At 67.0% G+C, this 12006-nt stretch carries 10 protein-coding genes; 3 read left to right on the top strand and 7 right to left on the bottom strand.

The annotated features are described in order from the left end of the window. Positions 1-29: 29 nt before the first annotated feature. Positions 30-1940 (bottom strand): tetratricopeptide repeat protein, encoded by a 1911-nt coding sequence (locus ACR9ZC_RS21300; protein WP_481581835.1) that lies wholly within the window; start codon positions 1938-1940, stop codon positions 30-32. A 130-nt stretch (positions 1941-2070) separates the two neighbouring features. On the opposite strand from ACR9ZC_RS21300, the gene ACR9ZC_RS21295 reads away from it, so the two are divergent. Next, on the top strand, positions 2071-3792 hold the full coding sequence (locus ACR9ZC_RS21295) for an FAD-dependent monooxygenase (RefSeq protein ID WP_481581834.1): 1722 nt from the start codon (positions 2071-2073) through the stop codon (positions 3790-3792). Between the two features lie 41 nt (positions 3793-3833). On the opposite strand, the gene ACR9ZC_RS21290 is transcribed toward ACR9ZC_RS21295, so the two are convergent. From ACR9ZC_RS21290 to ACR9ZC_RS21275, 4 genes are read right to left on the bottom strand one after another with little or no spacing between them, the layout of a single operon-like run. Then, complete coding sequence (locus ACR9ZC_RS21290) at positions 3834-4076, bottom strand: formate dehydrogenase subunit delta (RefSeq protein ID WP_481581833.1); 243 nt, start codon at positions 4074-4076, stop codon at positions 3834-3836. Positions 4077-4095: 19 nt separating this feature from the next. Then, a complete protein-coding gene (fdhF, locus tag ACR9ZC_RS21285; protein ID WP_481581832.1) occupies positions 4096-7041 on the bottom strand; it encodes a formate dehydrogenase subunit alpha in 2946 nt (981 codons plus the stop codon). A 38-nt stretch (positions 7042-7079) separates the two neighbouring features. Further along, the gene (locus ACR9ZC_RS21280) at positions 7080-8672 is read right to left on the bottom strand and encodes a formate dehydrogenase beta subunit (protein ID WP_481581831.1); all 1593 of its coding nucleotides are present in this window, start codon (positions 8670-8672) and stop codon (positions 7080-7082) included. Then, entirely contained in the window at positions 8669-9199 is a 531-nt protein-coding gene (locus tag ACR9ZC_RS21275; protein WP_481581830.1) for an NAD(P)H-dependent oxidoreductase subunit E, read from the bottom strand. The genes ACR9ZC_RS21280 and ACR9ZC_RS21275 overlap by 4 nt, the downstream gene beginning before the upstream one ends. Before the next feature lie 134 nt (positions 9200-9333). Here ACR9ZC_RS21275 and ACR9ZC_RS21270 point away from each other — a divergent pair, with 134 nt between their 5' ends. Then, the gene (locus ACR9ZC_RS21270) at positions 9334-10422 is read left to right on the top strand and encodes a substrate-binding domain-containing protein (protein WP_481581829.1); all 1089 of its coding nucleotides are present in this window, start codon (positions 9334-9336) and stop codon (positions 10420-10422) included. Positions 10423-10595: 173 nt separating this feature from the next. Continuing rightward, the gene (locus tag ACR9ZC_RS21265) at positions 10596-10868 is read left to right on the top strand and encodes a hypothetical protein (RefSeq protein WP_481581828.1); all 273 of its coding nucleotides are present in this window, start codon (positions 10596-10598) and stop codon (positions 10866-10868) included. Between the two features lie 28 nt (positions 10869-10896). Here ACR9ZC_RS21265 and ACR9ZC_RS21260 read toward each other — a convergent pair whose 3' ends face one another. After that, on the bottom strand, positions 10897-11280 hold the full coding sequence (locus ACR9ZC_RS21260) for a hypothetical protein (protein ID WP_481581827.1): 384 nt from the start codon (positions 11278-11280) through the stop codon (positions 10897-10899). 111 nt (positions 11281-11391) lie between these two features. Next, the gene (locus ACR9ZC_RS21255; protein WP_481581826.1) at positions 11392-11889 is read right to left on the bottom strand and encodes a winged helix-turn-helix transcriptional regulator; all 498 of its coding nucleotides are present in this window, start codon (positions 11887-11889) and stop codon (positions 11392-11394) included. Between the last annotated feature and the right edge of the window lie 117 nt (positions 11890-12006).

Here is a 12006-nt window from a genome sequence, read left to right as displayed (position 1 = left end):
TCGAAACGTTTCCGACGGATCGAGCCTCATCAAAGACCCAGTTCGCGCCGCAAAAGCCGCGCGGCGGCTTGCGTCACCTCCAGCCACGCGCCGGGCATCGGTTGGCGAATCAGGCGTGCGCTCGGATACCACGGAGTGGGCTCCCCAGCCATGTTGCCTTGCGCCGGCGTGCGGGGCTCGGCAGTGAACCATCGCCAATCGGCGGCGAACGGCAGCATCAGCAAAAGCGGTTTGCCCAGTGCGCCGGCAAGGTGCGCGATCGACGTATCGATCGAAACCACGGCATCGAGCCTTTCGACGATGGCGGCCGTATCGGCGAAGTCGCGGATCCGGCCGTCGTAACGATGAATCGACGCGCGCTTGGCGTGTATGGCCAGCGATTGCGCATCGAGTTCGCCGATAGTCGGCTGCAGAACGATCCAGTCGATGCCCGCAAGTGCGAAAAGCGGCGCGAGTGCGTCGACCGGCATCGTGCGCGTCTCATGGGCCTGAATGCGGCCGGCCCATGCAATCCCCACCTTGAAACGCGCGTGACCGCCCAGCGAGCCCCGCCAGCGGCGCCGGTAAGCCCCGGGTACTTCGACGTAGCGGCGTTGGGCGGGCAGTGTATCGCGCCTCGTGCCGAGCGCAAGCGGCAGGCTCAGTAGCGGGCACTGCAGATCGGCTTCGACTCGAGCTTCGTCGCGCGCGACGATCTTGACCCGCCAAATCGGCCCGAGCGGCTCGACGAGCGGCAGCAGCTCGGGCTGCACGGCAAATACGACACGCCCCGCGCGTTCGCGGGCGAGCGGCACGAAGCGCATGAATTGAAGCGTATCGCCGAAGCCCTGTTCGGTTTCGACGAGTAGCGTCCGCGTCTCGATCGGCTCGCCATGCCAGCGGGGCAGGGCACATTGCACCGCGCGGCCCGACGCCGCGTCGGCGGTCGCCGCGAGTTCCAGCCGGGCTTCGTATTCGGGCAAGCCCCGTGCGAAGTCGCCGAGCGCAAGCAGCGTCAGCGCCCGGTTGAGCCGGGCCGAAGCGAGTTCCGGACGCAGCCGCAATGCCTGGTCGTAGGCGCGCAACGCTGCATCGTGCGCGCAAAGCGCGTGGTGCGCGTTGCCGAGACTGAGCCAGGCGAGGCTCATGCGCGGATCGAGCCCGACCGCGCGCTCGAGTGCGGGGATCGCCTGCGCATGACGGCCCAGCGCGGCGAGCGCATTGCCGAGCCCGAGGAGTGCCGGTGCAAATGGCGCGTGCAGCGTGAGTGCCGCCTCGAATGCCATGACGGCTTGCTCGTGCTGGCCCGTCGCGTCGAGCGTGTTACCCAGATTGAAGTGTGCGGCGATGAAGCGCGGCTCGAGCGCCAGCGCCCGGCGGAAATGGACGATGGCATCATCGGCTCGGCCGAGCGCCGCATAGGCCATGCCGAGGTTGTTGTGAGCGCCTGCGTGATCGGGGCGCAGGGCCAGCGCCTGCCTGAAGGCCTCGATCGCGTCGTCGTGCCGTCCGACCGCGTGCAGCGCGTTGCCGAGATTGTTCCAGGTCGGCGCGTCGCCGGGCGTAAGAAGCAGCGAGCGCTCGAATGCATCGACGGCGTCCGCGTGCCGGCCCGCCGCTGCATAGGCGTTGCCGAGGTTGTAATGCGCGAGCGGGAACTCCGGTGCAAGCGTCAGCGCGTTTCGAAACCGCTCGATGGCGCCGTCCAGTTGGCCGAGCGCCTTCAGCGCATTGCCGAGATTGAGTTGCAGACCGGCGTCGTCCGGACGCAGCCGTACAGCGCGGCCGACGAGATCGGCAGCTTCGGCGTGTCGTCCTTGCTGATGGCGCAGTACGCCGAGCAGATGCAGGGCGTCGGCGTGCGTGGGGTCGGCGGCGAGCGCCGCGCGATAATCGCGCTCGGCGTCGGCGAGCCTTCCGTCACGATGCGCCGCGTAAGCGCGAGCGAAAAGAGAATCCATGACGGCAGGAAAAGCGGCGAACGCGGCATTTTCCCACACTCGCCGCGCCACGCGAAAAGCGCGTTCGCCGCGCCGGCCGGCGGGCGGCCAGCGTACACTAGGCGAGTCGTGGTTCGCCGGAGGAAAACGCATGGCCGTCGCCGCAAACGAGCAGCCCGTGCTGATCGTCGGCGCGGGCCCAACCGGGCTTGCCGCCGCGATGAGCCTCGCACGTGCGCAGGTCGCCGTGCGCATCATCGATCGAGCGCCGCAACCGGCGGCGCACTCGCGTGCGATCGGCATACAAGCCCGCACGCTCGAACTCCTGGAGCAGCATCGCGTCGTCGAGCCGTTTCTCGCGGCCGGTCACCGGCTGCGAGCCGCCAACCTGTATTCAAACGGTCATCGGCTCGCTCGGCTCGATTTCGACCCGTTGCACACGCGCTATCCCTACTTGATGTGCCTCGATCAGACGGTGACGGAGCGCATCCTGACCGAGCATCTCGCCACTTTCGGCGTGACGGTGGAACGCGGTACCGAACTGGTCGGCCTGACGCAGGGGGCCGCGCGCGCCGAGGCCGAACTCGTTGATGCCGACGGCCGGCGCGAGACGGTGCACGTCCCATTCATCGTCGCGGCCGACGGCGCTCATAGCACGGTGCGCCGCTTGCTCGGACTCAGCTTTGCCGGTAAGACGTTCGAACAGACGTTCATGTTGGCAGACCTGCATGCCGACTGGGATTTGCCCGACGACGAGTTCCATCTATTCGCATCGGGAGAGGGCTTGGCGGCCCTGTTCCCGATGGGCGGCGGCCGTCACCGGTTCATCGCCGATCATCCGGAGCCGCTCGCCGATGGAAAGGCAAAGCCGCAGGCGCACGCCGAGGCGAGTTCGCGCGACGGTGACGATCCACCCGGCGATCCACCGCTCGCGCTTTTTCGCGAGACTGCAGGGCGCCGCATTCATCGTCCGCTCGAGTTGTCGGGGCTTGAATGGTCGTCGTACTTTCGACTGAACAGCAGGATGGTCGAGCGATTGCGCGTGCAGCGTACTTTCCTCGTGGGCGACGCGGCGCACGTGCACAGTCCGGCCGGCGCACAAGGCATGAACACGGGCATCCAGGAAGCATTCAACCTGGGCTGGAAACTGGCGCGCGTGCTCAAAGGGCACGCCGCGGAGCATCTGCTCGATACCTATCAGGCGGAGCGTCACCCCATCGAGCGCGACGTGCTGCGGCAGACGAACTTCATTACTCAGTTGGCCGAGGCCGAACGGGGGGCGCTGAAGCTGTTGCGCGAACGGGCGATGCCGATCCTCGCGGCATTCGGGCCGCTGCGCGATGCGGCGCGCCTGATGGTGAGCGAGCTCTCGATCCAGTACCGGCGCAGCGCGCTCACGCTCGAGCGCGTGCTCGATGGAGGCCCACGTGCCGGCGAGCGCGCGCCGGATGCACTCGTGCATGTGATCGATGGGCCGCTTGGCCGGGCACCGGGCACCGGCTGCATTTTCGATCTGCACGACCCAGCCTACTTTTCGCTCTTTTTACTGGTGGGCACGCCCGGCGACAATCCGAGGGGGTTCGATGCCACCGACGCGCTTGCCGCGACGTCCACCCCGCCCGATCCGAGCATCGAGAAGCTTGCCTCGCTCGTCGAGCGTGTATTGGCGGGGAATGTGCGCATTTGGCATGTGACCGATGCGCAAAGCGGAAGCGGCACGCCGCTGATGGAGGCTTACGGAAGGACTCGCCCGGCGTTCTATCTGCTGAGGCCCGACGGCTACATTTGTGCGCGCGGCCGTCCGGCAACCGATGCCAGCGCACTGGCAAGGCATTGCGAGAGCTGGTTCGCGGCGAGGCGCGAAAACGGTTGATGATTGCTGTTTCCCCGGGGAGCGATTCCCCGGGGAAAACGTCAAGCGGCTTCGGCTGGCGTGAGCTTCTCGCGTGTCCGGACCAACGCGTCTTTGACGATCGGCAGCATCGCGGCGCTCGCTTGAGCATCGTCGAGTGTCGCCAGAATCGCCCGCCGCATGCGCGGCTCCCAGAAGCGCCGGATATGCTCGGCGATGCCGGCGAGGGCCTCGTCGCGATCGGGCATCGACTCGAAGAACTCGCCGATGCGGTTGGCCATCTCGATCAGGTGGTGCTCGTTCATCGTCGGTCTCTCACTGTGCTCATTTGCCCGTGCCCGCATGGGCCGCGCCGCGCTCGCGCTCGTTGAGCAGCGTGAGCTGCTCGTCGGTAAAGCGCGAGTACGCCTGCTGCCACGCCGAAGGCTGCTGCACCGGCATCACCTGCACCGCCGTCACCTTGTACTCGGGGCAGTTGGTCGCCCAGTCCGAGCTGTCCGTGGTGATCACGTTCGCCCCCGACTCGGGGAAGTGGAACGTCGTGTAGACCACCCCGGGCTGCATGCGCTCGGTCACCAGCGCGCGCAGCACGGTCGTGCCCGCGCGCGATTCGATGCCCACCCAGTCGCCCGTCTTCACGCCGCGCTCCTCGGCATCGTGCGGATGCAGCTCGAGCCGGTCCTCGTCGTGCCAGCGCACGTTCTCCGTGCGCCGCGTCTGCGCCCCCACGTTGTACTGCGACAGAATCCGCCCCGTCGTCAACAGCAGCGGGAAGCGCCGCGTCACCTTCTCGTCGGACGCCACGAACTTCGTGATCACGAACTTGCCCTTGCCCCGCACGAACTCGTCCACGTGCATCGTCGGCGTGCCCTCGGGCGCCTGCGCGTTGCACGGCCACTGCACGCTGCCCAGCTCGTCGATCAGCGCATACGAGACCCCCTCGAACGTCGGCGTGAGCCGCGCGATCTCGTCCATGATCTCGCCCGGATGCGCGTAGTCCATCTCGTAGCCCAGCGCCTTCGACAGCTTGAGCGTCACCTCCCAGTCCGCGAAGCCCGCCATCGGCGGCATCACGCGCCGCACCCGCGAGATGCGCCGCTCCGCGTTCGTGAACGTGCCGTCCTTCTCCAGGAACGACGAGCCCGGCAGAAACACGTGCGCATACTTGGCCGTCTCGTTCAGGAAGATGTCCTGCACCACGATGCACTCCATCGCCGAGAGCGCCGCGGCCACATGCTGCGTGTCCGGGTCCGACTGCACGATGTCCTCGCCCTGGCAGTACAGCCCCAGGAACGTGCCGTCCAGCGCCGCATCGAACATGTTCGGAATGCGCAGCCCCGGCTCCGCTTGCAGCGCCACGTGCCAGGCCGCCTCGAACTGCGTGCGCACCGCGTCGCCGCCCACGTGCCGGTAGCCCGGCAGCTCGTGCGGAAACGAGCCCATGTCGCACGAGCCCTGCACATTGTTCTGCCCGCGCAGCGGATTCACGCCCACGCCCTCGCGCCCGACGTTGCCCGTGGCCATCGCCAGGTTCGCGATGCCCATCACCATCGTCGAGCCCTGCGCATGCTCGGTCACCCCGAGCCCGTAGTAGATCGCCGCGTTGCCGCCCGTCGCGTACAGGCGGGCGGCCGCGCGCACATCGGCGGCCGACACGCCCGTGACCGCCTCGGTGGCCTCGGGCGAGTTCTCCTCGCGCGCCACGAACTCGCGCCACTGCGCAAACGACACCGGCTCGCAGCGCTCGGCCACGAACGCCTCGGCCACCAGGTTTTCCGTGACCACCACGTGCGCCAGCGCATTGATCAGCGCCACGTTCGTGCCCGGGCGCAGCGGCAAGTGGTAATCGGCCTTCAGGTGCGGGCCGTCCACCAGATCGATGCGCCGCGGATCGGCCACGATCAGCTTGGCGCCCTCGCGCACGCGCCGCTTCAAGCGCGAGGCGAACACCGGATGCCCGTCCGTCGGGTTCGCCCCGATCACCACGATCACGTCCGAGTGCGCCACCGAGGCAAACGTCTGCGTGCCCGCCGATTCGCCCAGCGTCGTCTTCAGCCCGTAGCCCGTGGGCGAATGGCACACCCGCGCGCACGTGTCCACGTTGTTGTTGCCGAACGCCGCGCGCACGAGCTTTTGCACGAGATACGTCTCCTCGTTCGTGCAGCGCGACGAGGTGATCCCGCCGATCGAATCGCGCCCGTACTTGGCCTGGATGCGCTTGAACTCCGAGGCCGCATACGCGATCGCCTCGTCCCAGCTCACCTCGCGCCACGGGTCCGTGATCTTCGCGCGGATCATCGGCTTGGTGATGCGGTCCTTGTGCGTCGCGTAGCCCCACGCAAAGCGCCCCTTCACGCAGGCGTGGCCCTCGTTGGCCTGCCCGTTGCGGTACGGCACCATGCGCACCACCTGGCTGCCCTTCATCTCCGCCTTGAACGCGCAGCCCACGCCGCAGTACGCGCACGTCGTCACCACCGAATGTTCCGCCTGACCGAGCACCGTGACGGACTTTTCCATCAAGGTGGCCGTCGGGCACGCCGCCACGCACGCGCCGCACGAGACGCACTCCGAGTCCATGAACGGCACGTTCTCGCTGGCCGCCACGCGCGAATCGAACCCGCGCGCGGCGATCGTCAGCGCGAACGTGCCCTGCGTCTCCTCGCACGCGCGCACGCAGCGATTGCACACGATGCACTTGGACGGATCGTAGGTGAAGTACGGGTTCGATTCGTCCTTTTGGTCCTTGAGGTGATTGGCCCCGTCAAAGCCGTAGCGCACCTCGCGCAAGCCCACCACGCCCGCCATGTCCTGCAGCTCGCAGTTGCCGTTGGCCGGACACGTCAGACAATCGAGCGGATGGTCCGAGATGTACAGCTCCATCACGTTGCGCCGCAAATCCTGCAGCCGCGGCGTTTGCGTGGCCACGCGCATGCCCGCTTCGACCGGCGTCGTGCACGAGGCCGGGTAACCGCGCCGGCCTTCGATCTCCACCAGGCACAGCCGGCACGAGCCGAACGGCTCGAGCGAATCGGTCGCACACAGCTTGGGCACGTTCACGCCCGCTTCGATCGCCGCGCGCATCACCGAGGTGCCCGCGGCCACCGTCACCTCGCGATCGTCGATCGTGAGCGTCACGTCCGTGTCGGCGTGCCGGCGCGGCGTGCCGTAGTCGATGTCATCGAGCGGGTTCAGGTTCTGCGCGGCGCTCTTGCAGGCGCAATTGCCTGAGCCGCAACCACCGGTCTTCGGGGAAACAAGTGCGTCGGACATGAATCAGTACTCCTGAGGGTTGCGTGCGCGCCAGCGGCTCAAGCCGCGGCCGCTTTGGGCTCGGCACGCAGACCGAAATCTTCCGGGAAATGATCGAGCGCGGAGCGCACCGGATACGGCGTCATGCCGCCCATCGCGCACAGCGAGCCCGACACCATCGTGTCGCACAGATCGCGCAGCAGTTGCACCTGCTTGTCCGAGGTGTCGCCATTGCGCATGCGCTGGATCACCTCGACGCCGCGCGTGGAGCCGATACGGCACGGCGTGCACTTGCCGCACGACTCGATCGCACAGAAGTGCATCGCGTATTGCGCCAGCTCCGCCAGGTTCGACGTGTCGTCGTGCACCACCAGCCCGCCGTGGCCCACCACCGCGCCCACGGCCGCATACGCTTCGTAGTCCAGCGGAATGTCCCACTGGCTCTCCGGCAAGTACGTGCCCAGCGGCCCGCCCACTTGCACCGCCCGCGCGGGCCGCCCGCTGGCCGTGCCGCCGCCGTACTCCTCGAGCAGCTCGCGCAGTGTCACGCCGAAGGCCAGCTCCACGAGCCCGCCGCGCAAGATGTTGCCCGCCAGCTGAAACGGCAGCGTGCCGCGCGAGCGACCCATGCCGAAGTCGCGGTAGTACGCCGCGCCGCGCGCGAAGATCACCGGCACCGTGGCCAGCGTGATGACGTTGTTGATCACCGTGGGCTGGCCGTACAGGCCCGCGAGCGCCGGCACCGGCGGCTTGGCCCGCACGATGCCGCGCTTGCCCTCGAGCGACTCGAGCAGCGCCGTTTCCTCGCCGCACACGTACGAGCCCGCGCCCTTGGCCACCTCCAGCTCGAACGCGCGGCCCGAGCCGAGCACGCTCGCGCCGAGCCAGCCTGCCTCGCGCGCGCGTTCGATCGCCGCGTTCAGCATGGCGATCGCATGCGGGTATTCGCTGCGCACGTAGATGTAGCCGCGCGTGGCGCCCGTGACCACGCCCGCGATGATCATGCCTTCGATCAGCCCGTACGGATCGCCCTCCATCGACAAGCGGTCCGAGAACGTGCCGGAGTCGCCCTCGTCGGCATTGCACACGATGTACTTCTGGGCGGCCTGGGCCGCGCGCACCGTGCGCCATTTGATGCCGGCCGGAAACGCCGCGCCGCCGCGCCCGCGCAGGCCCGATTCGATCAGCGCCTCGACGGCCGCGTCACCGTCCATCGCCAGCGCCGCTTTGAGGCCCACGAGGCCTTCGTGGGCCAGGTAATCGTCGATCGACAGCGGATCGGTGAGCCCCAGGCGCGCGAACGTGAGCCGCTGCTGGCGCTTCAGATACGGAATCTCCTCGACGAGGCCCACCGCCCGCGCGTGCGTGCTGCCGCCGCCGTGGAGCCAGCCCGCGTCGAACAGCGCGGCGATATCGGCCGCCTCGACGTTGCCGTAGCCCACGCGGCCCGCGCTCGTTTGCACTTCCACGAGCGGCTCGAGCCACAAGAGCCCGCGCGAGCCGTTGCGCACGAGCTCGATGGCCACGCCGCGCCGCGCGGCTTCGGCCTCGATCGCCGCGGCCAGTGCATCGGCGCCCAGCGCGAGCGCCGACGAATCGCGCGGCACGAAGATGCGCACCGCCGACGGGGGGGTCCCGGCCTGCGAATTCATACGGACTCCTTATGAGCGGGGTCGATGCCGGCCTGCGTGCAGGCCGCCTCGAACAGCGCATCGAACTTGGCCGGCGTCACCTTCGCGTGCAGCGTGCCGTTGATCGTCATGGCCGGCGACAGCGCGCATTGGCCCAGGCAGTAGACCGATTCGAGTTCGACCGGCTCGCCTTCGGCAGTGTGGCCGTGGTTGGTGCCGTCGGCATGCTTGGCATCGAAGCGGCAACCGGTGCGTGCTTCGATATGCGCGGCCAGCGCTTCGGTGCCCATGCTGCGGCACGATTCGGCCCGACACAGTGCCACGCCCACGCGCGGCGGCGCGCTCGTGCGGAAATGGTGGTAGTACGTCAGCACGCCATGCACTTCGGCGCGCGAGAGGTTCATCGCCCGCGCCAGTGGCGTCACCACTTCGGGCGGGATGAAACCGGCTTCGTCCTGTATCGCGTGCAGCACCGCGAGGAGCGACACGCCCGGCTTCCAATGCCGGCGGACGAGCTCATCCGGCGCCGGGGGGCTTGCATATTCCAAGTGGGGTCTCCTTCCAGCCCGGCATATATGTACTTGATACTCATATGGCGCACATATATGCTCGACGTTTTCCAGTTATGATCGAACGATAGGCGCGGTCAATACGAAGTGCAATAGGAAATTGGACGACATAAATGATTGATATCAAATGCGTCGCTGAATTGATCGTGCGCGACAGCGCGGGCCGCGAGGCGAGCCTGACCGATATCGTGCCGCTGCTAGCGCTCGTCGACGAGACGGGCAGCATTGCGCAGGCCGCCGAGCAAAGCCGGCTGTCGTACCGCCATGCGTGGGGATTGCTGCGCCTTTTCGAGGCGCGCCTCGGCGGCGACCTGATTGCGAAAGAGCGCGGCAAGGGCTCGGCGCTCTCGAGTCTGGGCCATGCGGTCGTGCGCGCGCAGCGCCTGTGCGCGGAGCGGCTCGATGCCCCGATGCAGGGGCTGGCGAGCGAGATTGCCGAGGAGCTTGGTCGCCAACTGGGGCGCAGTGCGATGGTACGCATCCATGCGTCGCACGGTTATGCGGTGGCGGCGCTCGTCACGGCGCTGCAAACCCGCGAGGCCGGCTCCGTCGACATCAAGTATCGCGAGAGCGCGGAAGCCGTCGCGGCGCTGGCGCGTGGCGAATGCGACTTTGCGGGCTTTCATTTGCCGCGCGGCGCGTTTCGGGAGCTTTGTGCAGACATTTATCGGCGCTGGCTCGATCCGCGCCGGCATGTCCTCATCTATTTGACCCGGCGCAAACAAGGGCTCTTCCTGCAAAAGGGCAATCCGAAGCAGGTCCGCGGGCTCGACGATCTCGCCCGCGCCGATGTGCGCTTCGTCAACCGGCAGCCAGGTTCCGGAACCCGGCTCTTGATCGATCTTGAATTGCGTCGTGTCGGCGTCGATCCGGAGCGCATCAACGGCTACGCCTCGACCGAACTCACGCATACCGCGATTGCGGCGTTCGTCGCGAGCGGTATGGCGGACGTCGGCTTTGGCGTGGCACCCGCGGCGCATCATTTCGGTCTCGATTTCGTGCCGATCGTCGATGAAGACTATTACTTCGCCTGCGAGCGAGCGCGGCTGTCAGCGGGGCCGCTGGCCGCCGCGCTGGCGGTGCTGCGCAGCGACACGTTTCGGCTCGGCGTATCGCACCTGGAAGGCTACGACCCGGCGGAGTGCGGCTCCCTCGTCGACATTCAAAACGGCTTGCGGGGCGGGACGCACATCGCCGGTTGATGCGACGCCCGTCATCGGGGGGCAGCCTTCACGCACACCGCTGGGGCGGCGCGTTCCCGCGGCCCGGTATTACCGCGGTAACGCGCGTCGCTGCACAGTGAGTCGGTTTCGCGGTACGCTTGCAGCCTTCTTTCCTCCGATCGATCTACGCGCCGTGGGGCGCGGCAAGCGATATGAAACGGCTTATCCAATTCACTGCGTGCGTCATGTCCATCGGCGCGTTATGCGCCGCAACATCGGTTGCGTTCGCACAGATTTCGCCCGGCGTGCCGGGCGGCGTCCTCAACGACGAGTTCCGTTTGCAGGAACATCCGCAACTGCAATTTGCGGCATCGGAATCCGCGGCGCGCGACAAGAAGTTTCAGAATGGCCGTTCGCAACGGCGCAAACGCGGCGACAACGGCGACCCGGACGGCTGCAACCTCCAATGTCCGCAGGATCAGTGAACGTTCCCGCGCAAGAGGGCGGCAAGCGTCATACGACGCAACGCGCGATGTGATATCGCAGTTCCGGTTCGGACACGGAGCCGTCGTCGGACGACGGCTTGTGCACGTTGACGGCGCTGCCGGCCCCGGCGGGCGCGAGCGTGATGCGCCACGCGTTGGCGCGCGCACCGTTGCCGATGACGAGTTCGGTGGCAGTGCCGGAGCTGGCGCGGTGCACACCGCGCATCCGGCTCGAGAGACAGCTCGTGATCGAACTCGGCGAGCGGTGCGAGGTGAAGGCCATCGCGGAATCCGACGCACGTGCGGCTGTCGCGGGCGACAGGCCGGCATTGTTCGAGGCGGTGGGAGACGAGCCGCAAGCGGCCAATCCGAGAAGCGGCACTGCGGCCAAGGCGGCAAAAATTTTGGTCATGTGAACGCGGTTAGGAGCGAAAAGACGGCGAGACCGAGGTCTCCGATGGGCAACGTTAGTCTAACCGCCGATCGATGCAAAGAATTCGCCGAAAAAAGGCCAAAAACCAGGTCATCTGCTGCTCGCCGTGCCTGCTTTCCCGCTTCGTTTTTTCGTGGCTTCCGTTGAGGGGCGCATGACGATCGTGTCTTCGGGCGCCAACGTGCGCCCACTCCGAGCCCGGATCTCGAGCTTCGGGATAGGGGCGCCGGTCTTTTTCTCGACGAGCACCGCATGCGCCTCTTGCGGCTCGAAGAAAAACTCGTCGCCCCATTGCCGCAGCGCGACAAGCAGCGGAAACAGCCCGCGTCCTTTCTCGGTGAGGACATATTCTCGATGGGCGCTTCCGTCCGAGGCGGGCCCCGTATGCAGAATGCCGTGGGTCACCAGGTTGCGCAGCCGGACCGACAGAATGTTTTTTGCGAGTCCCAAGCTTCGCTGAAATTCGCCGAAACGGCGCAGGCCGTCGAAAGCGTCGCGAATGATGAGCAAGGACCACCAGTCGCCGATGGCATCGAGCGGTCGAGCCACTCCACACAGCGAATCGGCGTGAGTCGTTCGTTTGACCATAGTCCTGTCTTTCAGCCTGAAACCCGTTCGCCGGACCAGCACCGGCGGTTAAATGCACTCGTATGGTTGCAATATAAAACCGAGTGGGATATAACGCAACGGTTTCATGTTGAAACT

It is taken from the genome of Trinickia sp. HAY1-2D (assembly GCF_056754935.1).
This window is presented reverse-complemented; position numbering and strand designations above follow the sequence as displayed.